The sequence below is a fragment of the Shinella daejeonensis genome (assembly GCF_024281235.1).
GTDB classification, from domain to species: domain Bacteria; phylum Pseudomonadota; class Alphaproteobacteria; order Rhizobiales; family Rhizobiaceae; genus Shinella; species Shinella daejeonensis.
The window spans coordinates 193,436-217,116 of sequence record NZ_JAHWXY010000001.1; the positions used below are offsets into that span (position 1 = coordinate 193,436).

General features: G+C 63.7%; 26 protein-coding genes. 6 read left to right on the forward strand and 20 right to left on the reverse strand.

The features are described 5' to 3' along the window. The 12 genes from lpxA to KYK29_RS01000 all read right to left on the reverse strand — a co-directional run bounded on the left by lpxA (position 1) and on the right by KYK29_RS01000 (position 12,197). On the reverse strand, positions 1-813 hold the full coding sequence (lpxA, locus tag KYK29_RS00945) for an acyl-ACP--UDP-N-acetylglucosamine O-acyltransferase (RefSeq protein WP_254688978.1): 813 nt from the start codon (positions 811-813) through the stop codon (positions 1-3). Continuing rightward, positions 810-1,283 carry a 3-hydroxyacyl-ACP dehydratase FabZ gene (fabZ, locus tag KYK29_RS00950; protein WP_254688979.1) on the reverse strand — a complete coding sequence of 158 codons (474 nt, stop codon included), beginning with the start codon at positions 1,281-1,283 and terminating at the stop codon, positions 810-812. The genes lpxA and fabZ overlap by 4 nt, the downstream gene beginning before the upstream one ends. Continuing rightward, complete coding sequence (lpxD, locus tag KYK29_RS00955) at positions 1,276-2,343, reverse strand: UDP-3-O-(3-hydroxymyristoyl)glucosamine N-acyltransferase (protein WP_254688980.1); 1,068 nt, start codon at positions 2,341-2,343, stop codon at positions 1,276-1,278. Before lpxD ends, fabZ begins: the two co-directional genes overlap by 8 nt. A 49-nt stretch (positions 2,344-2,392) precedes the next feature. After that, positions 2,393-4,726: an outer membrane protein assembly factor BamA gene (gene bamA / locus KYK29_RS00960; protein WP_254688981.1), complete on the reverse strand. Its 2,334-nt coding sequence runs from the start codon at positions 4,724-4,726 to the stop codon at positions 2,393-2,395. A 243-nt stretch (positions 4,727-4,969) separates the two neighbouring features. Further along, positions 4,970-6,103, reverse strand: a complete 1,134-nt coding sequence (gene rseP, locus KYK29_RS00965) for an RIP metalloprotease RseP (protein WP_254688982.1) — start codon at positions 6,101-6,103, stop codon at positions 4,970-4,972. 24 nt (positions 6,104-6,127) lie between these two features. Next, a complete protein-coding gene (locus KYK29_RS00970; RefSeq protein ID WP_254688983.1) occupies positions 6,128-6,961 on the reverse strand; it encodes a phosphatidate cytidylyltransferase in 834 nt (277 codons plus the stop codon). Next, positions 6,961-7,728, reverse strand: coding sequence for an isoprenyl transferase (locus tag KYK29_RS00975; RefSeq protein WP_437437221.1), 768 nt, complete (start codon positions 7,726-7,728; stop codon positions 6,961-6,963). Before KYK29_RS00975 ends, KYK29_RS00970 begins: the two co-directional genes overlap by 1 nt. 17 nt (positions 7,729-7,745) lie before the next feature. Continuing rightward, positions 7,746-8,306: a ribosome recycling factor gene (gene frr, locus KYK29_RS00980; protein WP_254688985.1), complete on the reverse strand. Its 561-nt coding sequence runs from the start codon at positions 8,304-8,306 to the stop codon at positions 7,746-7,748. A 54-nt stretch (positions 8,307-8,360) separates the two neighbouring features. Then, complete coding sequence (gene pyrH / locus KYK29_RS00985; RefSeq protein WP_254688986.1) at positions 8,361-9,083, reverse strand: UMP kinase; 723 nt, start codon at positions 9,081-9,083, stop codon at positions 8,361-8,363. 186 nt (positions 9,084-9,269) lie between these two features. Then, on the reverse strand, positions 9,270-10,193 hold the full coding sequence (gene tsf, locus KYK29_RS00990) for a translation elongation factor Ts (protein WP_254688987.1): 924 nt from the start codon (positions 10,191-10,193) through the stop codon (positions 9,270-9,272). A gap of 247 nt (positions 10,194-10,440) precedes the next feature. Further along, complete coding sequence (rpsB, locus tag KYK29_RS00995) at positions 10,441-11,205, reverse strand: 30S ribosomal protein S2 (RefSeq protein ID WP_254688988.1); 765 nt, start codon at positions 11,203-11,205, stop codon at positions 10,441-10,443. 173 nt (positions 11,206-11,378) lie between these two features. After that, complete coding sequence (locus KYK29_RS01000) at positions 11,379-12,197, reverse strand: cell envelope integrity EipB family protein (RefSeq protein WP_254688989.1); 819 nt, start codon at positions 12,195-12,197, stop codon at positions 11,379-11,381. A 165-nt stretch (positions 12,198-12,362) separates the two neighbouring features. Between KYK29_RS01000 and KYK29_RS01005 the strand changes: the two genes are divergently transcribed. From KYK29_RS01005 to KYK29_RS01020, 4 genes are read left to right on the forward strand one after another with little or no spacing between them, the layout of a single operon-like run. After that, entirely contained in the window at positions 12,363-12,827 is a 465-nt protein-coding gene (locus KYK29_RS01005; RefSeq protein WP_254688990.1) for a RidA family protein, read from the forward strand. Next, positions 12,824-13,549, forward strand: coding sequence for a glycerophosphodiester phosphodiesterase family protein (locus KYK29_RS01010; RefSeq protein WP_254690041.1), 726 nt, complete (start codon positions 12,824-12,826; stop codon positions 13,547-13,549). The genes KYK29_RS01005 and KYK29_RS01010 overlap by 4 nt, the downstream gene beginning before the upstream one ends. 1 nt (position 13,550) lies before the next feature. Beyond that, a complete protein-coding gene (locus tag KYK29_RS01015) occupies positions 13,551-14,747 on the forward strand; it encodes a GNAT family N-acetyltransferase (RefSeq protein ID WP_254688991.1) in 1,197 nt (398 codons plus the stop codon). A 13-nt stretch (positions 14,748-14,760) separates the two neighbouring features. Continuing rightward, the gene (locus KYK29_RS01020; RefSeq protein ID WP_254688992.1) at positions 14,761-15,186 is read left to right on the forward strand and encodes an HIT family protein; all 426 of its coding nucleotides are present in this window, start codon (positions 14,761-14,763) and stop codon (positions 15,184-15,186) included. Positions 15,187-15,195: 9 nt separating this feature from the next. On the opposite strand, the gene KYK29_RS01025 is transcribed toward KYK29_RS01020, so the two are convergent. The 8 genes from KYK29_RS01025 to KYK29_RS01060 form a co-directional block, all read right to left on the reverse strand. Beyond that, on the reverse strand, positions 15,196-15,537 hold the full coding sequence (locus KYK29_RS01025) for an AzlD domain-containing protein (protein ID WP_254688993.1): 342 nt from the start codon (positions 15,535-15,537) through the stop codon (positions 15,196-15,198). Continuing rightward, positions 15,534-16,289, reverse strand: a complete 756-nt coding sequence (locus tag KYK29_RS01030) for an AzlC family ABC transporter permease (RefSeq protein WP_254688994.1) — start codon at positions 16,287-16,289, stop codon at positions 15,534-15,536. The genes KYK29_RS01025 and KYK29_RS01030 overlap by 4 nt, the downstream gene beginning before the upstream one ends. A 72-nt stretch (positions 16,290-16,361) precedes the next feature. Next, entirely contained in the window at positions 16,362-18,872 is a 2,511-nt protein-coding gene (gene clpA, locus KYK29_RS01035; protein ID WP_254688995.1) for an ATP-dependent Clp protease ATP-binding subunit ClpA, read from the reverse strand. 10 nt (positions 18,873-18,882) lie between these two features. After that, the gene (gene clpS / locus KYK29_RS01040; protein WP_437437204.1) at positions 18,883-19,233 is read right to left on the reverse strand and encodes an ATP-dependent Clp protease adapter ClpS; all 351 of its coding nucleotides are present in this window, start codon (positions 19,231-19,233) and stop codon (positions 18,883-18,885) included. Between the two features lie 269 nt (positions 19,234-19,502). After that, entirely contained in the window at positions 19,503-19,865 is a 363-nt protein-coding gene (locus KYK29_RS01045) for a phasin family protein (RefSeq protein WP_254688996.1), read from the reverse strand. Between the two features lie 173 nt (positions 19,866-20,038). Continuing rightward, positions 20,039-20,242: a DUF3126 family protein gene (locus tag KYK29_RS01050; RefSeq protein WP_254688997.1), complete on the reverse strand. Its 204-nt coding sequence runs from the start codon at positions 20,240-20,242 to the stop codon at positions 20,039-20,041. A gap of 95 nt (positions 20,243-20,337) precedes the next feature. Further along, complete coding sequence (cysE, locus tag KYK29_RS01055) at positions 20,338-21,171, reverse strand: serine O-acetyltransferase (RefSeq protein ID WP_254688998.1); 834 nt, start codon at positions 21,169-21,171, stop codon at positions 20,338-20,340. Positions 21,172-21,287: 116 nt separating this feature from the next. Further along, positions 21,288-22,079 carry an alpha/beta fold hydrolase gene (locus KYK29_RS01060; protein ID WP_254688999.1) on the reverse strand — a complete coding sequence of 264 codons (792 nt, stop codon included), beginning with the start codon at positions 22,077-22,079 and terminating at the stop codon, positions 21,288-21,290. Between the two features lie 163 nt (positions 22,080-22,242). Here KYK29_RS01060 and KYK29_RS01065 point away from each other — a divergent pair, with 163 nt between their 5' ends. Continuing rightward, the gene (locus KYK29_RS01065) at positions 22,243-22,491 is read left to right on the forward strand and encodes a zinc-finger domain-containing protein (protein ID WP_254689000.1); all 249 of its coding nucleotides are present in this window, start codon (positions 22,243-22,245) and stop codon (positions 22,489-22,491) included. A 23-nt stretch (positions 22,492-22,514) separates the two neighbouring features. Then, a complete protein-coding gene (locus tag KYK29_RS01070; RefSeq protein WP_254689001.1) occupies positions 22,515-23,681 on the forward strand; it encodes an FAD-dependent monooxygenase in 1,167 nt (388 codons plus the stop codon).

A 23,681-nucleotide genomic window follows, 5' to 3' on the forward strand; every position in this document is an offset into this window, starting at 1 on the left:
TCAGCCCTTCTTGCCCCGATTGGGCGAGGAGATCGCCCGCTCGCCGCCGGCGGCGATGAAGTCGAGAATATGCAGCACAGGCGCGCAATCGAGATAATCCTCGCGAATGGCGGCCGCATTGTTCCGGATCGAGCCGGTTTCCTCGAAAATCTGCTTGAAGGCGCGACGAACGCGATGGATTTCCGAACGTTCGATGCCGCTGCGCGTCATGCCGACGACATTGAGCCCTCCGAGAATCCCCGGATTGCCATTCAGCATGCCGTAGGGAATGACATCGTAGGAGACGGCGGAAAGGCCGCCGACAAACGCCTGCCGGCCGATCCGCGTGAACTGATGAACGGCGCTGCCGCCGCCGAGGATCGCACGGTCCTCGACCGTCACATGACCGGCCAGCATGACATTGTTCGAGAGGATGACATTGTTGCCGACCTGGCAATCGTGAGCGACGTGGGAATAGGCCAGGAACAGGTTGTTGTCGCCGACGACCGTCTTGCCGCCGCCCTCGGTCGTGCCGGCGTTCATCGTCACCCCTTCGCGGATGGTGCAATTGTCGCCGACCGTAAGCGTCGTTTCCGCGCCGTCATGATGGACGCTCTGCGGTTCGCCGCCGATCACCGCGGAAGGAAAGATGCGCGTGCCGCGACCGATGACCGTTCGGCCGGTCACGACCACATGCGAGAGCAGTTCCACGCCATCCCCAAGAACGGTTTTCGCGCCGACATGACAGAAAGGACCGACAACGACGTTCTCGCCGATCACCGCCCCCTCGTCGACGACGGAGAGCGGATGGATCTTCGCGCTGGAAGCAATCATTGGCCGGCATCTTCCTTCTTGACAATCATCGCGCCGATATCAGCTTCGGCCACGAGTTGCCCGTCAACTTTTGCGTCGCAGTGAAACTTCCAGATATTGCCGCGCTGCTTCTGCTTGACGACATGGAACTCCACCCGGTCTCCCGGTATGACGGGCTTGCGAAAGCGGGCGTTGTCGATCGTCATGAAATAGACGAGGCTGGAGCCGCTGCGCGACTTGCGCGCGCAGATGGCGCCCGCCGTCTGCGCCATGCCTTCGATCAGCAACACGCCCGGCATGATCGGATGCTCGGGAAAATGGCCCATGAAATGAGGCTCGTTGACCGTCACATTCTTGATGCCGATCGCCGATTCGTCATCGTCGATCTCGATGATCTTGTCGACGAGAAGGAACGGGTAGCGATGGGGCAGTAGCGTCAGGATCTCCCGCAGATCGGCAACCCCGAGCGTGGCCTTCGTTTCTTCACTCATCACGACCCCCTTTCCTGCGATTCCTATTGGTCGCGCGCATCGACATTTCGGCGACGTCGCGCAGAAAATCGCGCAACGGGCGTGCCGGAACGCCGCCATATCGTTCACCGGCCGGCACATCGGCCGCGACGCCGCTCATGGCGGCGATCTGGGCGCGATCGCCAATCGTGATATGGCCGTTGACGCCGCTGGCGCCGCCGATCATGACGCCGTCGCCGATGCGGGTGCTGCCGGCAATACCGACCTGGCTGACGATGCCGCAATGACGGCCGATGCGCACGTTGTGGCCAACCTGCACCAGATTGTCGATCTTCGTGCCCTCGCCGATCACCGTGTCGTCCATGGTGCCGCGGTCGATCGTCGTATTCGCGCCGATCTCGACATTGTCCTGAATGATCACGCGGCCGACCTGCACGATCTTGATCATCCCGCCCTTCGGTCCCGGGCCATAGCCGAAACCGTCCTGGCCGATGCGTGCGCCGGGATGGATGATGACATCATTGCCGACGAGCGCGCATTGTACCGTCGCACCGGCCGCAATCGTGCAATTGCGACCGATCCGGACGCCGGTTCCGATCACCGCGCCCGGACCGATATGGGTCCCTTCGCCGATTTCCACGTCCCGGCCGATCACGGCCATCGGCTCGACCACGACATCGGCCTCGAGCCGCGCGGTCCCGTCGATGAAGGCTGCGGCCGAAATCCCCCCGGCCGACACGGTCATCGGTTCCGGCTTCATGGCGGAGGGATGCAGCAATGCACCTGCGAGCGCGAAAGCCGTATGGGCATGCGGCGTGAAAAGGATAGCGACATCGGCCGGCACGATATCGCGAAGCGCCGGATCGCAAATGATCGCTGTCGCCTGACAGGTCGCGAGATCCGCCTTGAACTTGCGGGAAAGGATATAGCAGAGATCGCCATCCTGCGCCCTGCCGACCGGCGAAACGCTGCGCACCATCCGATCGGCATGCGCAGCATCAGCCAGTTCCGCCCCGACGGCTGCCGCCAGGTCTGCCAGACGGATGCCTTCGTGGGGCGGGAAAAACCGGTTGCTCTCCATCAGCGAGACTCCGGAACATCCGTGTAGCTGCGGTTCTGGACTGCCGGCATCAGAACTGCGTGGCAATGCCGAACTTGAAGCGCTGGACCTCGTCGAAGGATTCCTTCTTGACCGGGATTGCGTAGTCGAAGCGCAACGGTCCGAACGGCGACGCCCAGATGATGCTCGCGCCGACCGAAGCGCGCCAAGCGAGATCCGTGCCGTCCACCATATCGGCAGCGACGGTTTTTACATCGTTGCCGTAGAGCGTGCCGACATCGGCGAAGAATGCCCCCCGGAAGCCCGAGTCGCGGGAGATGAAGGGCAAGGGGAACGACGCTTCCGCCGAAGCCGTGAAATAGGTCGTTCCGCCCAGCGAGTCGCCGGTGGAGGTGGCGCGCGGGCCGATACCGCCGTTCTCGAAGCCGCGGATATCGTTGCCGCCCAGCGTGAACTGGTCGAACACCTTCAACCGGCCGCTGGTGCCGACGACATGGCCGGCTCCTGCCGTGATCGAGCCGATGACATCGGCGTCATCCATCAGGAGATGATAGTAACGCGCCTTGCCGGACACCTTGTAATAATTGGAATCGCCGCCGAGGCCCGCGAATTCCTGCGTGAAGTTCGCCAGAATGCCCTCGCGCGGCAGGATCCGATCGTCCGTGGTGTCATAGGTGATCACATGAGAGACCGACGAGCGAACCCACGGGCTGCCGTTGACCGCATCCACGTAAGGAGACGACAGTCTCGTCGGATCGGAGGACTTATATTTGAACTGCGTATAATTGTAGCGCAGCGATGTCGACAGATTCTCGGTGATCGGGGCCGTCACCCGCAGGGTGAAGCCGCGCGTATCGACGGTGTAGAAATCTTCGCTATCGTCGGAATTGCTGAAGATATCGAAGCCGGCGGCAAGGCGGTAGCCGAGGAAATAGGGCTCGGTGAAGGACAAGGAGTAGTCCCGCGAGTCCCGTCCCGTACCGGCCGCCAGTCGGATATACTGGCCGCGGCCCAGGAAGTTCTTTTCCTCGATGGAGGCCTCGAACTTGAAGCCGGATCCCTTGCCGGTCTCATAGCCGGCGCCGATGCCGAACGAACCGGTCGACTGATCCTCGACGTCGACGATGATCACGACGCGATCGGGTTCGCTGCCCGGCGCCGTCGAGATGTTGACGGCGGAGAAGAAGCCGAGGGCATCGAGCCGGCGCTTCGCCCGGGCGATCATTTCCTGATTGAAGGCGTCGCCTTCGCCGATGTCGAACTCACGACGGATGACGTAGTCGCGGGTGCGGGTATTGCCGCGAATCTCGATCCGCTCGACATAGGCGCGCTCGCCCTGGTCGACGAGATAGTCGACGGCGATCGTGCCGCTGCCGATATCGCGGTTGCCGCGCGGCGTCACGCGCGCGAAGGGATACCCCTTGGCCGCAACGCTTTGCGAAATTTCCGACATCGTCCTTTGAACGTCACGGGCGCGGTAGACGCCGCCCGAACGCGAGCGCACGAGACCCTGCAACTCCTCGGCATCGAGGCCTTCGACGGTGGACTCGACGTTCATCTGCCCGAAATCGTAACGCGGCCCTTCATCGACGGTGAAGGTGATGGCGTATTCGTTCGTCGATTCGTCCAGTGTCGCCTGCGAGGAAACGATCCGGAAATCGGCATAGCCGTGGTTGAAATAGAACTGGCGCAGCGCTTCCTCATCGGCCTGCAGCTTGCGCTCGTCATAGATGTCGTTGCGCGTCAGGAAGGAGAAAAGGCCTGATTCCTTCGTCGCGATGACCGACTCGAGGCGGCTGTTGCTGTACGCCTGATTGCCGACGAAGTTGATCTGCGAAATCTTGGTGCGGTCGCCTTCGTTGATGACGAAGGCGAGGTTCACGCGGCCGTTGCCGAGCGAATGGATCTGCGTCGTCACCGTGGCGTCGCTACGGCCGATCGCCGCATAGGCCTCGCGGATGGTCTGGATATCCGCCTGGATGCTGGTCTCGCTATAAGGGCCGAGCGACTGCGAGCGGACCATGCCGCGCAGCTTGTCGTCCTTGATCTTGCGGTTACCGTTGAAGACGACCTGATTGATCAGTTCGTTCTCGCTGACCGTCACGACGAGCGTGCTGCCGGAGACCGAAATCCTCACATCGGAGAAATAACCGGTCGAGAAAAGCCGGCGGATCGATTCGTCGATATCGGCATTGGAAAAGTTCTGACCGGGAACGATGGACAGATTGGCCTTCACCGTATCGGCGCTGACCCGGTCCGCGCCGTGAACCTGAACGCTGCGAACGACGGCGGCGTGGGCGGAGGTGACGGAGACGAGCGTGCCAACGGAAGCTCCCGTGACAATCATGCTCGCCGACAGTGCAACAGCCGACACCGCGTTCAAAAGGTTTGAACCAGCTTTCATCTTCACCACTTACCTTCGCTTCCACGCTCCGAGGGGCCTTGGCCCCATTCCGGTCACGTTTGCCGTTTTAACCGCTTTTGCCATACAAGCAAGGTCGAGCGTTAATTTCTGTTTACTTCAATTCCAACCGTGGCCCTAAGGTCACTACGCGATTGGAACAAGGTAAACAGACGGTTAGCGTTCCCCGCTTGCCGCAGCCTGCGGCATCTTCCCTGTCGTCCGTCGATGGCGGTCGCCGCCGGATCAGCCCAGCAGCATCGAGATATCGTTCCAGGTCGCAAAAACCATCAGCATCAGCACGAGCGCCATGCCGATACGGAACGCAACCTCCTGCGCCCCGGGACCGACCGGTCGTCCCCGGATTGCCTCAACCGCATAGAACATCAGATGTCCGCCATCAAGTACCGGAATCGGCATAAGGTTCAAAAGCCCGATCGAGACCGACAGAACGGCGGCAAGCTGCAACAGCGCCGCCACGCCGAGCGTCGCCATCTGGCCGGAGGCCTGCGCCACGCGGATGGGACCGCCGAGCTGATCGGCCTTCATGCGCCCCGCCACGAGATTCGACAGATAGTCGAATGTGCCGGTGACGATATGCCAGCTTTGCAGGGCGCCCTGCCCGATCGCCTCGACCGGCCCGTATTCCACGACCCGGAAATTCCCGGTTTCCTGATTGGTGACGACGCCGATGATTCCGAGTTCCATCTTGTTGCCGAACTGGTCGGTCATTTCGGTTCTCTGCGGCACGACCGGCAGTTCCATCGTCTCGCCGTCACGCTTTACGGTGACGAGAATGCGCATTTCCGGGCGAACGCTGACATAGCGGCGCACATCGTCGAATGTGGTAACGGGCGCGCCGTCAAGCGCCACGAGGAGGTCGCCCGGGCGAATCCCGGCCGCCGCCGCCGCGCTGTCCTCGCGAACCTCGGCCACCACCGGATCGGCGACCTGGCGGCCGTAGATGGAAAACATCACCGCAAAGATCGCGATGGCGAGAATGAAATTGGCGATGGGGCCTGCCGCAACCGTCACGGCGCGCTTCCACAGGGCCGCTCCCATGAAGGTGCCGCGCCGCTCCTCCTCGCTCAGCGAATCGAAGGCCTCGTAATCCGGAATCGAGGCGGCGTCCTCGTCGCCACGGAACTTGACGTAGCCGCCGAGCGGAATGGCCGAGAGCTTCCAGCGCGTGCCGTGGCGATCCGTAAAGCCGAAAAGCTCCGGTCCGAAACCGACGGAAAAGGCCGTGACGCCGATGCCGGACCATCGCCCGGCCAGATAGTGCCCCATTTCGTGCACGAAGACGATCAGCGTCAGCACGATGAGGAAGGGAACGATGTAGCCCGTCAGAAAACCGGCGGAGCCGATCAGCAATTCCATGATTCTTTCCCCAGTCCTGCGAGATTACGGGCCGGCGGGCAACACTCCCGCCACACCGATCGGCTGTCCCGAAACGACCGCGGCGACCATCATGATGAGGAACGCGGCGAAACAGGCGAAAACAAGGCCATCCACCCGGTCCATGACGCCGCCGTGTCCCGGAATGAGGCGGCCGGAGTCCTTCACGCCGAATCGGCGCTTGATGAAGGATTCGAACAGGTCGCCAATCTGGCTGAACACCGACAGTACAAGCGCCAGCGCCGGAACCAGAAGGCTTGCCAGCGGAACGAAGGCCATATGGACGAGCGCTCCGGCGATCACGGCGGCAATCGCCCCGCCGATGGCGCCCGACCAGGTCTTGCCGGGCGAGATCCTGGGCGCAAGCTTCGGCCCGCCGATGGCCCGGCCGACGAAATACGCGAGGATATCCGTCGCCCAGACCACGGCGAAAATGAAGAGCATGGCGGCAAGCCCGCTCTGCGTATCGCCGCGGATAGCCGAAAGCGCCACCGCCGTCAGGCCGGAATAGGCGATCCCGCCCGCCAGCCAGCCGCTTGCCCGCGTTGCGATCCCATAGACGACGGCAAGCACCACCGCGCCGGCCAGCGCCGCGACCGCATAGCCGGTAGAACCGGCGACGGCGAGCGCACAGACGAGGGCCATGGCCACCCAGCCAGCCGCATGGCCGCGAAAATCCCGCGCGGCAATGCCCGCCATCGTCGTCCACTCGGAATAGACCAGAAGGGCGATCGCCGCCGCCAGCAGGCGGAAGGTGATGCCGCCGAGCCAGGTCGCCATGAGAACGACGACGGCCAGGACGATGCCCGAAACGACGCGCAACCTGAGTTCTCTCGACATCACGACCCCACTGCCAGCGTCGTCGCCGGCTGCAAGCCGCCGAAGCGCCGCTCGCGGCCCGCATAACGCGCCAGCGCGGCGCGGAAGGTCTCGCGCGAGAAATCGGGCCAGAAATCGGGAATGAACATCAGTTCGGCATAGGCTGCCTGCCACAGCAGGAAATTGGACAACCGCTCCTCCCCGCTGGTGCGGATGATAAGGTCCGGATCCGGGATCCCGGCGGTGTCGAGCGCCGCCTCGATGCGCCCGGCGGTGATGTCTTCCGGATCGATCCGGCCCGCCGCCACCTCGCCCGCCAGCCTGCGCATCGCCCGGACGATCTCGTCGCGCGCGCCGTAATTGAAGGCGATGACCAGCGTGATGCCGCTGTTGTCCTGCGTGGTCTCCTCCGCCTCCAGCAGGAGCGGCAGGATGTCGCTTGCAAGGGTGGTACGGTCGCCGATCACCCGGATGCGGACATTCTCGCGGTGCAGAACCGCAAGATCACGCCGGATGAACGTTCTCAGCAGTCCCATCAGGTCGGAGATCTCGCCTTCGGGGCGGCTCCAGTTCTCCGAGGAGAAGGCAAACAGCGTCAGATAGGAAATGCCGCATTCCGACGCGGCGCGAACCGCCTCGCGCAGGGCTTCCACGCCCTTGCGATGCCCCATCGCCCGCGGCAGGCCGCGGGCGCTCGCCCATCGTCCGTTGCCGTCCATGATAATGGCGACATGCGACGGGATACGGCTTGGGGAAAGATGTGTCATGTGCGATCCGGATCGGGGAATCGGAGGTGCCGCGGCGCCTAAACCTGCATGATTTCCTTTTCCTTGTCGGCAAGCAAGCGATCGACCTCGGAAATCGTCTCGTCGGTCATCTTCTGCACCCGGTCGGACTGGCTTCGGCTGATATCCTGGCTGATATCGCCGTCCTTTTCCGCCTTCTTCAGCGTTTCCATGCCGTCACGACGGACGTGACGCGCCGCGACCTTGGCTTTTTCGGCATAGTCATGCGCGACCTTCACCAGAGACTTGCGGCGCTCCTCGTTCAGTTCCGGCAGCGGGATGCGCAGGTTCTGCCCGTCGACGATCGGATTGAGACCGAGGTTCGATTCACGGATCGCGCGCTCCACCGCCGCGACCATGCTCTTGTCCCAGATCGACACGCCGAGCATGCGCGGCTCGGGAACCGTGATATTCGCCACCTGGTTCAGCGGAACGCGGGAGCCATAGGCTTCCACCTGCACGGGGTCGAGCACATTGGCCGAGGCCCGGCCGGTGCGAAGCGACGCGATGTCGTTCTTGAAAGCGGAAACAGCGCCGTCCATACGACGCTTCAGTTCGGTGAGGTCCACACCTTCGCTCATCGGAATACTCCCGTTGTCAAATGGCGGCCGCCTGATGCGCCGGCCGGTTCGGAATCAATTGTCGGTTACGATGGTGCCGCGACCGCCACCGGTCAATATTTCGGCAAAGCCGCCCTTCTCATGGATCGAGAAGACGATGATCGGGATGGCGTTTTCCCGCGCGAGAGCAACGGCGGCCACATCCATGACCGCAAGCCCCTTTTCCAGAACCTCGCCATGGGTCAGCCGGTCGAAACGGGTGGCGGTCGGGTCCTTCTTCGGATCGGCGGAATAGATGCCGTCGACCTGGGTGCCCTTGAAGATCGCCTCCGCGCCCACTTCCGCCGCGCGCAGCGCCGCGGCCGAATCGGTGGTGAAAAAGGGATTTCCCGTCCCGCCGGCGAAGATGACCACGCGGCCCTGGGAAAGATGATGGATGGCGGCGCGCTGCGAGAAGCTCTCGCAGATTTCCGGCATGGCGATCGCCGACAGAACCACCGTGTCGATCTGAAGCTTGCGCAGCGAGGTGGCCAGTGCCAGGGCGTTGATGACGGTCGCCAGCATGCCCATGTAATCGCCCGTCACCCGGTCTCCGCCCTTGGAAGCGACCGCGACGCCGCGGAAGATATTGCCGCCGCCGACAACGACACCCACTTCCACGCCCAGCGCGCGCGCCTCGGAGATATCCGAAGCGATGCGATCGGCGACGGCGACATCGATCCCGAAGCCCTGCGAACCCATCAGCGCCTCACCGGAGGCTTTCAGCAGAACACGTTTATACAGTGGCTTGGCAGTCATCGTCGCTCCTGAATTCTCAATTCTTCCGCCTCGCCGGCAGGCGCTCCGGAACGGGGCGGCCCTGTTCCGGACATGACCTTGGCCGGGAGAAAATATCGGGCAGGCATTTCGGCCTTGCCGGATACACGAAGGGCGCCGCGTTGTCACGCGGCGCCCGGGTTCTTTTCCCTTCAGGGTTTAGGAAAATCAGCCCTTGGCGGCCGCAGCGACTTCGGCAGCGAAGTCGCCCGCTTCCTTTTCGACGCCTTCGCCGAGCATCAGGCGCACCATGCCGACGACTTCGATCGGCGCGCCGACCGTTGCTTCGGCTTCCTTGACGGCAGCGGCGACGGTCAGGTCGGGGTTGATCACGAAAGCCTGCGAAAGCAGCGCGACTTCCTCGAAGAACTTGCGCATGCGGCCTTCCACCATCTTCTCGATGATGTTGTCCGGCTTGCCGGATTCACGCGACTGCTCGATGAAGACGTTGCGCTCGCGCTCGGCGACGGCGGCGTCGACTTCCTCGGCGCGGACAGCGAGCGGGTTGGTGGCGGCGACATGCATGGCGACCTGGCGGCCGATCGCGTTGAGAGCCGCCTTGTCGCCCGTCGACTTCAGGGCGACGAGGACGCCGAGCCGGCCGAGGCCGTCGGCCACACCGTTGTGGATATAGCTTGCCACGACGCCGTCATCGACCGACAGCATCGCCGAGCGGCGCAGGTTGATGTTTTCGCCGATGGTGGCGACGGCGTCGGTGACGGTGTCCTGAACCGACTTGCCGGTTGCCGGGTAGTTCGCGGCGGCCACGGCCTCGACGGAACCGTCCGTTCCCATCGCCACTTCGGCAACGCCGCGGACGAGGTCCTGGAAGGCCTCGTTGCGGGCGACGAAGTCGGTTTCGGAGTTGATTTCCACGACGACGGCCTTGTTGTCGGAACCGGTGATGCCGATCAGGCCTTCGGCGGCGGTGCGGCCGGACTTCTTGTCAGCCTTGGCGATGCCCTTGGCGCGCAGCCAGTCGATGGCGGCTTCCATGTCGCCGTTGGTCTCGGCCAGAGCCTTCTTGCAATCCATCATGCCTGCGCCGGTCTTCTCGCGCAGTTCCTTCACCATTGCTGCTGTAACAGTCATCGTATCGCCTCTTTGCGGGTTCTGGGGAAACAGGCCGGCGCGACGTGCGCCACGGTTCCCGGTTTGCAACAGGGAATGGCCCCTGAATGTAACGGGGTGATGTCCGGCACCACCCGCTTTCCGGCCCGACGCGTCAAAGCGGTGCCGGGACTGGAAAACGAACAAGGCCGCTCGACCTTTCGGCGGGAACGGCCTTGTCCTGATTTTTCACCGGGAGGCGACACATTGCCGTCGCCGCCCTGCCCGATCAGGCTTCGGCTTCGTCGAGCGCCGGCTCGATCGGAGCCTCGGCGGACGCGCCGAGGTCGCGGCCCGAAGCGCCCTGCTGGCGCGCGATGCCGTCGATGGCAGCACGGGCGACGAGGTCGCAGTAAAGGGCGATGGCGCGCGAGGCGTCGTCATTGCCGGGGATCGCGTAGTTGATCGGATCCGGATCGCAGTTGGAATCGATGATGGCGACGATCGGAATGCCGAGACGCTTGGCTTCCTCGATGGCGATCGATTCCTTGTTGGTGTCGATGATGAACATCAGGTCCGGCGTGCCGCCCATATCGCGAATACCGCCGAGCGCCTTCTCAAGCTTCTCGCGTTCGCGCTCGAGGTTCAGGCGCTCCTTCTTGGAGTAGCCGGACGTTTCCGACGCCAGGATGTCGTCGAGCTTGCGCAGGCGCTGGATCGAGTTGGAGATCGTCTTCCAGTTCGTCAGCATGCCGCCGAGCCAGCGGGAGTTGACATAATACTGGGCCGAACGCTTGGCGGCGTCGGCGATGATCTCCGAAGCCTGGCGCTTGGTGCCGACGAAGAGAACGCGGCCACCGCCTGCGACGGTGTCGCTGACGACCTGAAGGGCGCGGCTCAGCATCGGAACGGTCTGGGCCAGATCGATGATATGGACGTTGTTGCGGTCGCCGAAGATGTAGGGCTTCATCTTCGGGTTCCAGCGGTGGGTCTGGTGGCCGAAGTGAACGCCGGCTTCCAAAAGCTGACGCATGCTGAAATCAGGCAATGCCATGCCTTGTCTCCTTTTCCGGTTGAACCTCCGCGAGACGATCAGCCGGCCTTTGCGGACCGGCCACCGGCGGAACCGCCCGGATTTCTCCCGGGCCATCCCATGCCTCACGTGTGGAATGCCTGCCCCTTAACCGCAGATTCCCGAAAAATCAAGAGGAACCCGGCAGAAAGCCGCTATTTGCAGGCCGCTTCCTTGAACAGCTCCAGCTTCGCGAGCTTTCCGGTCAGAACGAATTCGCCGTAGTCCATCGTCAGGTCGCGCGTGATGCCGTTGTCGTAAAGCTTGAAGGACATCCGGTAAGTCGGAACGGCGTCCCCCGTCTCGCCGTCATCGTAATAGGCGATCGACACCGGCCAGAAGGCCTCTGCGGAAAATCCGCCGGCCCTGGCGGCGTCCGGATCGCCCGCCGCAGGCAGCGTCTTGTCGCCGACCACCGTCGTCGTCATCATCGCCTTGTCGCCGGAATCCGAACCGTCGAAGATGCGCGCCTCGAAGAAGCGCTCCCCCTTCTTCGCGCGGTCGATCACCTCGATCATGTGCTCGGTCGGGAAGCGGCTTTCCGCCAGTTCGACCTCGCGTTTTTCGGGCGAAGCGAGATCGACGTGCACGCCGCGGGCTTCCTCCTGCGCGGAGCCGCGCACCTCCTTGTCGAGTTTTTCGTCGGTGAACGTTCGCGTGAGGAAGCGGAAACTGCCGTTCTTCAGGTCCTCATAGGTAGTCGTCTGCTGGTCGGTCATCCGCGTTTCGTCGCCGGTATCGACCTGCGTCATGAAACGGAAGCTGACCGTATAGCCCTCGCAGGCGCTCCCGTTGAATTCGTAGACCATGCGACCGTACATGCCGGCGATCCCCGAACGGTCGGAGGCGTTCTTGAGCCTGAGATCGTAGACGGCGCGATGCGGAGCGAGCCCGCCGGGGGCGGCGGCGGCGGGAAAGCCGGCGGCCAGACATGTCCCGGCCAGCGCGGCCGCGACAAAGGATGAGCGAAACATCCGTTTCCTCCTGTTGAAGTCGGCCGCGATGTTATAAGAACTCTTCCGGCAAAAGCGAGGCAATATCGCCGGCCGCGTCACAATCGGACGCAAGCGGCCTCGTCGCTAGAAAACGGAACACCCGCCGGGCAGGCGCGTGACATTGGACAAGTGAAAGGAAGAGGCATGTCGGCTGACATCGAAAACCGCGTCAAGGAACTGGGTTACGAGATTCCCGTGGCGGCGGCGCCTGCGGCAAACTACGTGTCTTTCGTGATCAGCGGAAACATACTGCATATCTCCGGCCAGCTTCCGATGCTCGACGGCAAGCTTGCCGCCACCGGCCACCTCGGCCGCGATGTCGATGTCGCCGCCGGCCAGAAGGCCGCCGAACTATGCGCCGTCAACCTGCTCGCCCAGGCGAAGGCGGCCCTCGGCGATCTCTCCCGCATCAGGCGCGTCATCAAGATCAACGGCTTCGTCGCCTCCGCTCCGGAATTCGTCGAGCAGCATCTGGTGATCAACGGCGCCTCCAACCTGCTGGTCGCCGCGCTCGGCGAGGCCGGCAAGCACGCCCGCGCCGCCGTGGGCATGGCCGCGCTGCCGCTCAATGCCGCCGTCGAGGTCGACGCCATCATGGAAATCGCCTGATGAGCCTTGCCTGGCTGACCGAACGGCCCATTGCCCATCGTGGTTTTCACGACCTCAATCGCAGCGTGTGGGAAAACACGCTGACGGCCTTCGCCAGGGCGGCGGAGGCGGGCTTCAGCATCGAATGCGATCTGCAATATTCGGCCGACGCGATGCCGGTCGTCTTCCATGACGACGATCTTGGCCGCATATGCGGTATTCGGGGCGATGTGCGTCAGCGCATGGCCGGCGAACTCGGCCTGCTGCCCGTCGGCGGCACGGCCGATCGCATTCCGACCCTGCGGCAGCTCCTCTCGCTCGTCGCCGGCCGTGTTCCGCTGGTCCTGGAGCTGAAGGGCCGCCGGAATGAGGACGACGGCTTCGCCATGGCGGTCGTCGAAGCCGTCGAGAACTACGAAGGGCCCGTCGCCCTGATGAGCTTCGACCATTGGCTGCTGAAGGACCTGAAGGAGACGGGCACGGATCGCCCGGTCGGCCTGACGGCGGAGGGCCTTGCGCCGGAGGAACTGGCCGCGCATGAAGCGGCGATGCAGCTCGGGCTCGACTTCGTCTCCTATAATTACCGGCATCTGCCCAATGCCTTCGTCACGCGACAGCGCGCGCTCGGACGGCCGGTCCTCACCTGGACCGTCTGCGACGACGAGGGGCGCACGCGCACGGCCCTCCATGCGGACCAGATGACCTTCGAAGGGTTCGATCCGCGCGAAGCGCTCACGGCCTGACATGACGAAAGCCGTGCATATCCGCGTCGAAACGCAGTTCGCCGCCATCGCGGCGGACGCGTGGGGACGCCTTGCCGGAACCTCACGTGAAACTTCGGAAATTCCATACAACCCCTTCGTCAGTCACGCCTTTCTGTCGTCGCTGGAGGAATCGGGATGCGCCACGGCGGAAACCGGCTGGCTCGGCCAGCATCTGCTGCTGGAGGCCGGCGACGGGTCGCTCCTCGGCGCCCTGCCGGCCTATCTGAAAAGCCACAGCCAAGGCGAATATGTCTTCGACCATGGCTGGGCCGACGCCTTCGAGCGGGCGGGCGGACGTTACTATCCGAAACTTCAGGCTTCCATTCCCTTCACACCGGCGACCGGTCCGCGGCTGCTGCATCAAACCGGCCAGCCGGTCCTTGAGACACAGGCCGCACTTTGCGAAGGCTTGAAAGAACTGACGCGCCGCCACGGCATCTCTTCCGCGCATGCGACCTTCGTGCCGGCATCGGAAATGGCGGTCTTCGAGGCGGCCGGCTATCTGCATCGCACCGACCAGCAGTTTCACTTCATCAACGACCGCTACGGCTCCTACGACGATTTTCTTGCGACCTTGTCGTCGCGCAAGCGCAAGGCCCTGAAGAAGGAGCGCCGCGTCGCAACCGAGAACGACATCTCCATCGACTGGCTGAGCGGGTCGGACCTGACGGAAGCGGTCTGGGACCAGTTCTTCGCCTTCTACATGGATACCGGCGAGCGCAAGTGGGGAAGACCCTATCTCAACCGCCTGTTCTACAGCCTGATCGGTGACCGCATGGCCGAGGACATCCTGCTCGTCATGGCGAGGCGCGATGGCCGCTACATCGCCGGCGCGATCAATTTCATCGGCGGCGATACGCTCTACGGGCGGCATTGGGGCTGTATCGAGGATCATCCCTTCCTGCATTTCGAGATCTGCTATCATCAGGCCATCGATTTCGCCATCGCCCGCGGGTTGAAGCGGGTCGAGGCCGGCGCGCAGGGCGAACACAAGCTGGCGCGCGGCTATCTGCCGGTGACCACCCATTCGGCCCATTACATCGCCCATGCGGGCCTTCGCCGCGCGGTCGACGACTATCTTCAGCGCGAGCGCGAAGACGTGGCGGCGGTGGGCGACTATCTCACGCGGCACGGCCCCTTCCGCAAGGACGCCGGACGCAACGACGACACGGACTGAACAGGAGACCGGCATGACGGCCTATGACGACAGCAATATCTTCGCAAAAATCCTGCGCGGCGAAATTCCCTCGCATCGTGTCTATGAGGACGATCACGCAATCGCCTTCATGGACGTGATGCCACAGGCGGCCGGCCATACGCTCGTCGTTCCGAAGAGCCCCTCGCGCAATCTTCTCGACGCGGATCCGCAGGCGCTGACGCAACTGATTCCCGTTGTCCAGAAGGTGGCGGTCGCCGCGAAGGAAGCCTTTGCCGCAGACGGCATCACGGTCATCCAGTTCAACGAGCCCGCCGCCGGCCAGACCGTCTACCACCTGCATTTCCACGTCATTCCACGCATCGAGGGCGTCGCTCTCAAACCGCATTCGGGCACGATGGAAGACCCGGCCGTGCTGGCGGCCCATGCCGAAAAGCTGCGGCGGGCGCTGGCGCGCTGATCGGGCGGCTCAGGTCCCCGTCAGGGCGAGGCCGGCGGCCAGGAAAGCGACCGACGCACCGATGCCGACGATCTGGCGGCGGCCGGCCGCGAAGAAGCATGCCGCGCCGAACAGCACGGCCGCGATGCGCAATGCGAACGGCGAGCCCGCCAGCGCGCCGGTCGGAAACAGGATGAGCCGGGCGATCACGGCGGCGACGAGGGCGGTGGCGACCGCCCTCACCCATTGCAGCAGTTCCGACCTCTCGTCGATGCGATTGCCGAAGAGAACGCCGAGCCAGCGCCAGATGTCGGTCGCCAGCCAGCCGGCGACGACGATGAAGACATAGGGCCACAGACCGTCGTAACTCATGCCGCGCCGGCCTTGCGAAGCCTGAAGGCCCGCTCCGCCCACCAGGCCAGCGTGCCGCCGACGACGCCCGCGAGCAGGATATCGTATTGCGGCGCAACGACCGCGAAGATGCCGCCGAAGACCAGTCCCGCGCCGAGCGCCCAATAGACGACCCGATGCCTTGCCGACAGCCAGATGGAGGTGAGGAAATAGACCGGCGTCAGGAAAAACAGGCAGCCGGAGACCAGCGGCGGGAATTCCTCCACCGCGCCATAGGCGAGGCCGACCAGAACGACATTGGTCATCGTCAGCGTGATGCCGAAGCCGGCGAAAAAGGCGACGCGCCCTTCCCGCGGCACGGCCTGGATCCGCTCCATGGCGAAGACCCAGGCGGTGATGGCCACGAAATGCGACAGCAGCAGCAACAGCCATGTCGGCGTGCGCCTTGTGCGGATTTCCGGCACGAGCGAGGCAACCATCGGCATCATCCGCACCGAGGAGAGCGTGACCGCCAGAAAGGCCGTCACCAGATGCGCGCCCGACAGCATCGATCCGACGAGGATCACCTTTGCCGGCAGCGCCCAGACGATTCCCGTCATGAAGATCGCCTGTTCCACCGGAATGCCCGCCTCCGCTGTGAAGGCGGCGAAGCCGACGAAAGACAACGCGAGGATGAGCGACGGCAGGCTGAAGATCCCGCGCATGCCGAAGACAAACCAGCGGGCTTGTACCCGAAGGGGAGAAGAGGAAACGGTTTGCGGGGCTGCGGTCATCCGCGCTCTCGGGCCTTGAGACAAAAGAAAGCCGGGCAGTCGCCTGCCCGGCCCGGATGATCGATGGAAGGACTATTTCTTGCGCGGCACCTTGGGAACGGCGCCGGACTTGCGCGGCGCTTCCCCGGCCTGCGCCGGATCGTCCCCCGCCTTCGTCTCGGCGGTCTTCCTTCCCTTCGCGCGCGCCGGCGCGGCCCCGGCCGTAACGGCCTCCCGGGGCTTGCGCGGCTTCGCCGGTTTCCTGCCGGCCCCGCCGACCTCCGCCTTCGGCTTGATCGGTGCGGTTTCCGGAACGGCGTCGAGCATCAGTTCCCTGGTGCCGTCCTCCTTCGTTTCCACCGAGACACGGACGACGCCGCCCTTCTTGAGCTTGCCAAAGAGAATCTCGTCGGCGAGCTTCTTCTTGATGCTTTCCTGGATGACGCGGGCGAGCGGACGCGCGCCCATCCGCTCGTCGTATCCCTTTTCCGCCAGCCAGGCGATGGCTTCCGGCTGGAGGTCGAAGGTGACGTTGCGTTCGGCAAGCTGGGTCTCCAGTTGCATGACGAACTTCTGCACGACCTGATGGATGACCGGCGTCGGCAGCGAACCGAACGGGATGATCGCATCGAGACGGTTGCGGAATTCCGGCGTGAACAGGCGGTTGATCGCCTCCATGTCCTCACCCTCCCGCTTCGACGAGCCGAAGCCGATCGCCGCCTTCGCCATGTCGGACGCGCCCGCGTTGGTCGTCATGATCAGGATGACGTTGCGGAAATCGATCTTCTTGCCGTTGTGGTCGGTGAGCGAGCCGTGATCCATGACCTGCAACAGAATGTTGTAGAGGTCCGGATGCGCCTTCTCGATCTCGTCGAGCAGCAGAACGCAATGCGGGTGCTGGTCGACGCCGTCAGTCAGGAGGCCGCCCTGATCGAAACCGACATAGCCGGGAGGCGCACCGAGCAGGCGGGAAACCGTGTGCCGTTCCATGTATTCCGACATGTCGAAGCGCAGGAGTTCCACACCGAGCGAACTGGCGAGCTGCTTGGCGACCTCCGTCTTGCCGACGCCGGTCGGGCCTGAAAACAGGTAGCAGCCGATCGGCTTGTTCGGTTCGCGCAGGCCCGCGCGGGCAAGCTTGATCGCCGATGCCAGCGCGTCTATGGCCAGATCCTGGCCATAGACCACCGAGCGCAACTCCTTGTCGAGGTTGGCGAGAACCTGCTCGTCATCCTTGGAAACGGTCTTGGGCGGAATGCGGGCCATGGTGGCGACCGTCGCCTCGATTTCCCGTTCGGTGATCAGCTTGCGCCGCTTGCCGGCCGGCAGCAGCATCTGCGCCGCGCCGGTCTCGTCGATCACGTCGATCGCCTTGTCGGGCAGCTTGCGGTCGTTGATGTAGCGCGCCGACAGTTCCACCGCCGTCTTGATCGCCTCGTTGGAGTAGCGAAGCTTGTGATACTCCTCGAAATAGGGCTTGAGGCCCTTCATGATCTCGATCGTGTCGTCGATGGTCGGCTCGTTGACGTCGATCTTCTGGAAACGGCGGACGAGCGCCCGGTCCTTCTCGAAGAACTGGCGGTACTCCTTGTAGGTCGTGGAACCGATGCAGCGGATCGCACCGGACGAAAGCGCCGGCTTCAGGAGGTTGGAGGCATCCATCGCGCCACCGGAGGTCGCGCCGGCGCCGATAACCGTGTGGATCTCGTCGATGAACAGCACCGCGCCCGGATAGTCCTCCAGTTCCTTGACGACCTGCTTCAGGCGTTCCTCGAAGTCACCGCGATAGCGGGTGCCGGCCAGCAGCGTCCCCATGTCGAGCGAGAAGATCGTCGCATCGGCAAGCGCCTCCGGCACCTTGCCTTCGACGATGCGCTTGGCGAGACCTTCGGCGATGGCCGTCTTGCCGACGCCGGGGTCGCCCACATAGAGCGGGTTGTTCTTGGAGCGGCGGCAAAGGACCTGGATCGTCCGGTTGACCTCGGCATGGCGGCCGATCAGCGGATCGATCCTGCCGCTGCGCGCCTTCTCGTTGAGGTTGACACAGTAGGCGCTGAGCGCGTCCTGCTTCTTGGCGGCTTCCTCTTCGCCGCCGTTGCGGGCCGGCTTCTGCTCGCTCTCGCCTTCCTCCGCGCCGCGCACGGGGCGCTGCTCGGAGACGCCGGGACGCTTGCCGATGCCGTGGGAGATGAAGTTGACCGCGTCGTAGCGGGTCATCTCCTGCTCCTGGAGGAAATAGGCGGCGTGGCTCTCGCGCTCGGCGAAGATGGCGACGAGCACATTCGCCCCGGTCACTTCCTCGCGGCCGGACGACTGGACATGGATCACCGCGCGCTGGATGACCCGCTGGAAACTGGAGGTCGGTTTCGAATCCTCCTCGTATCCCGTGACGAGATTGGCCAGATCGTTGTCGACATAATCGCCCACCGTCTTGCGCAGCGTGTCGAGATCGACGTTGCAAGCGCCCATTACCGCGGCGGCATCCGCATCGTCGATCAGCGCCAGCAGGAGATGCTCCAGCGTCGCATATTCATGATGACGCTCGTTGGCGTAGGTCAGTGCCTGATGAAGGGCCTTTTCAAGGCTTGGAGAAAATGTTGGCACGTTTCGTTCCTCATTTCTTTTCCATGACGCATTGCAGCGGATGCTGGTGCTGGCGGGAGAAATCCATCACTTGCGTCACTTTCGTTTCGGCAACCTCGTAGGTGAACACTCCGCACTCGCCCACGCCATGATTGTGCACATGCAACATGATCCGCGTGGCTGCTTCCCTGTCCTTGTGAAAGAAGCGTTCCAGGATGTGGATCACGAACTCCATCGGCGTATAATCGTCGTTCAGGAGCAGCACGCGATAAAGGCTGGGTTTCTTGGTCTTGGGCTTCGTGCGGGTAATGACGGACGTACTGCGACCCGGAGTATCGCCGCTTCCGTCATTTCCCTGCATTCTGGCCCGTATCACATTCATTCGCATTCATTCCCTCGCGTGACCGGGCGCCCTTCCTGCGATCGGTCGGTGGCGGTCGACACATGGCCCTTATCTAGTGCTTCGCGACCCGATTGTAAGGCCATCGTCCTGCGCTGCAATCATAATCCCGACGATGCCGAATGAAATAGACAAATTTGCCGTCGGCCGGCCAGCCTCGCGCAACGTCCGGCGCGCCGGGATGCAAAAAGGCCGGCCCGCAGACGCCTGCGGACCGGCCTTCGAACAGGAATTTCAGGTGATCGGCCGGATTATGCGGCAGTGGCTGCGGCGGACTTCGCGGAAGCAGCCGGCGTCTTGGCGACGGGGGCTTCGTAGGGCTTGTAGGCCTCCTTGGCGAGATCGGCATAGATTTCACCGATCCGGGTCGCCTGCGCGACGAAACCCTCATAGGCGGACTTGGCATAGTCCGACTGGAGTTCGAAGGCCGCCTCGACGCTCTTGACCGTCGAAAGCTTCTCGACGTGGGCAAGGCCTTCCTCGAAAGAGCGCTTGGAATAGTCGGCCGTCTCGGCGGCAATCGACTGCATACCCTTCGACGCGGCGGCGCAGCTCTTGACGAACGTGTCGACGGCTTCCTTGCCCTTCTTGTTGGTGTCCTCGAAATTGAACATCTGCGTCTCCTTTGGATAGAGCGGATAGGAGACCAGGCTATGTGCAATGCACAATAAAGTCAATTCTTATATTGCAATGCAATATTTCCAAGGAAAAGCAACCGCTTGTCCAAAACGAAAAGGCCCGGCGCGTCAGCGGCCGGGCCTTCGTCCGCAGGTCGCGGACGTCATTCCTACAGGTCGATGTCGAGGATCGCCATCGAGAAGTTATAGGACAGTTCGCCGTCCTCGTCGTCGCGGAAGATGACGCCGAGAAATTCGTCGGCGAGATAGACTTCCGCGGATTCGTCCTTGCGCGGCCGGGCCTTGACGACGATCTCCTTGTTGAGATTGCGTTTAAAATAGGCCTCGAGCTTCCTGACTTCTTCCGGCTTCACGATCTTTCTCCGTCAACGATTGGGTTGGCGCGCTTCTCGCACCTGCTCTGGAGCATGTAAAGTGCCGGAGACGTGCGCTTTTCGACTTTTCCCGGTTACAGATCGTAATCGAAGGCGGCCAGAAGCTGGTCCATGGCGCGCGAAGGCTCCGAGCAACCGGCCTCGCCGATAACCCGCGCCGGAACGCCCGCGACCGTCGATTTCGGCGGAACCGTCTTCAGCACGACGGACCCCGCCGCGATCCGCGAGCAACTGCCGATGGAGATATTGCCGAGGATCTTCGCGCCGGCCCCGATCATCACGCCGTCGCCGATCTTGGGATGGCGGTCTCCGCCTTCCTTGCCGGTGCCGCCGAGCGTCACATTGTGAAGAATCGACACATTGTCCCCGATCACCGCCGTTTCGCCCACGACGAGACCTGTCGCGTGATCGAGGAAAATACCCTTGCCGATCCTTGCCGCCGGGTTGATATCGGTCTGGAAGACGCTGGACGACCGGCTCTGGAGATAGAGCGCCAGATCGCGCCGCCCGCGATTGTGCAGCCAATGGGCAAGACGGTGCGTCTGCATCGCCTGGAACCCCTTGAAATAGAGCACGGCGTCGAGGAACCGCAGACAGGCCGGGTCGCGATCGTAGACGGCCTGGATATCGACCCGCAGGATAGCGCCCCAATCCGCCCAGTCGTCCACCATCTCGTCGAAAATCTGGCGCAGGAGATTGGCCTGAAGATCCGGATGGTCGAGCCGTTCGCAGACGCGATGCACGATGCTGTCTTCCAGCGTGCGATGATTGATGACCGTCGAATAAAGGAAGGCGGCCAGCAGCGGCTCGTTTTCGGCGGCCTGGCGCGCTTCCTCGCGCAACGTGTCCCAGATCGGGTCCATCGTTTGCAGCCGCTCCCCGGCACGCTGTTCGTTCATCGCGACCATTGCCGCACTCCTTGTCGCCTGTTTCGCCCTTTATACAGGGCAATGCCGTCTGTTCCGCCCATTATATAGGGCAATCGGGCCTCATGCGAAATGGCAAAAGCCCGGCGCCTTCCCGTCTATATCCGATGATCGCCGATTTCGGCGTAAAATTCGAGCACCGCCCGCTTGAACACCCGGTCGCCGACCGCCAGCATGTGGTCGCGGTTCGGAATGTCGAGGGCGCGCGCGTCCGGCATCAGGTCCGCGAGCGGTTGCGGCGCGCCGGCGATATCGTCCTTCGTTCCGACGCCGATCAGCGCCGGAACGGCGATACGGCCCACGTCCTCCCGCGTCAACAGGTCACGCGAGGTCCGGATGCAGGCGGCAAGCGCCTGGCGGTCGGACTTCGTCTGTTCGGCGAAGGCGCGGAACATGCGTCCGCGCTCATGGGTGACGTCGTCGAGCGAGGGCGCGAGCAATGCGTCGGCGATCGGGTCCCAGTCGCCGACCCCCGTCACCATGCCGATGCCAAGCCCTCCGAAGACGACGGAACGCATCCGGTGGGGATGGTCGAGCGCCATGAAGGCGGCGATGCGCGCGCCCATCGAATAACCGAAGACATGGGCTTCCGGCAGTCCGAGATGATCCAGCAGCGCGGCCGCGTCCCCGGCCATCAGCGGCGTGCGGTAAAGCTCCGGGTCGTGCGGCTTGGCGCTGGCGCCATGCCCGCGATTGTCGATGGCGATCACCCGGTAGCCGGCCTCCCCGAGCGTCTTCAGCCAGCCCGGGTATACCCAGTTGACGCTGGCGCTGGAGGCAAAGCCGTGAATCAGCAGGACGGGATCGCCGGACGGATCGCCCGCATCGAAAAAGGCAAGGTCCAGCCCCTCGTGCGTGAAATGGGAGAAGGTCGGGGGATCGAGGTTCATCGCGGGATTCCTTCATTTTTCCGGCGGACGACAGAGGTCCGGCCGGCGGCAAGAGGCCGATCCGCACGAATTCTCGCCGGACGCGACCGTTTTGCATCTACACAATCCGGGCGAAGGCGACTATGGTCCGCCGCAAGAAAAGACCTATCGCATGGAGCATGACATGGCTGGCCACAGAATTCCCCATTTCCAGAACGACGGCGGTCATCGGTCGATCGAGATCGGTGTGAAGGAATTCATGTGCGTGGGCGCCTCCATCCCCTTCGACCATCCCCACGTCTTTCTCGACATGGGCGACGACGGCGAAAAGGTCTGCCCCTACTGCTCCACCCTCTATCGGTTCAATCCGGCCCTCAAGGCGACCCAGACGGAACCGGTCGGCTGTACCTTCACCAATATCGCGGTGGCGTAAGGGCGGCCGGGACCGGTGCGTTCATGACCGGGCCGAAACATGTCGTCATCGTGGGAGCCGGCATTGCCGGCCTCACCGCGGCGCTGGCGCTGGCGCAAAAGGGCATCGCCAGCCACCTGCTCGAACAGGCGGAAAGCCTTGAGGAAGTCGGCGCTGGGCTGCAACTTTCTCCCAACGCCACCCGCATCCTGGACGATCTGGGCCTTGCCGATGCCCTCGCCGGCCGCTGGAGCGAGCCGGATCACATTCTTCTTTCCTCCGGAAGTTCGCTTGCTCCGCTGGCATCGGTTCCCGCCGGCGCGGCGGCGAGGCGGCGCTGGGGCTCTCCCTATGGCGTCTTGCATCGGGCGGATCTTCAGGCGGTTCTGCTCGATGCGGTCCGGCGGGAACCGCTCTGCACGGTGACGAGCGGTGTCAGGATCGGGCAAAGCCGTCAGATCGTGGAGATCGCCGGGGACAAGGGTGATCTGGTGATCGGCGCCGACGGGGTCTGGTCGCGCCTGCGTCATGAGGTGAAGGGCGCCCTGCCGGCACGCTATTCCGGCAATATTGCCTGGCGCTTCATGTTGCCGCTTGGCGATGCGCCCGCCTGCCTCAATCCGCGCACGGTCACGGCCTTTCTCGGTCCTCGCGCCCATCTCGTCGCCTATCCCCTTGCCCGGCGGGGTGTCTTCAATATCGTCGCCATCCACCAGTGCGGACACGCCCCGGCGGAAAACTGGTCGTCCGAAGGCGACGAGGCCGCGCGCACACGGCTTGCCGGAGCGTTTTCGGGCTGGCATGCGCAATTGCGCCGGCTCGTCGAAGCGGCCGAAACGCCGCTGATGTGGCCGCTGCACGAGAGTCCCGACGGACCGTGGACGGACGGACGGCGCATCGTGCTGATCGGCGACGCCGCCCATGCGATGACGCCCTTCGCCGCACAGGGCGCGGCGATGGCCATCGAGGACGCCGCAGGGCTCGCCCGGCATCTCGCCGGCGCTGCGGACCTGCCGGCGGCGCTCGGTCGTTTCGAGCGGGAACGCCGCCAGCGGGTCGGCCGCGTGCGCGCCCGCGGGGCGTTCAACCGCTTCGCCTATCACGCGCGCGGCCCGCTGGCGCTCGGCCGCAACCTCGTGCTCTCGCTGCGCCGGCCGGAAAGCCTCGCCGCCGATTTCGACTGGCTTTACGGCTACCGCATGCCGGACTGA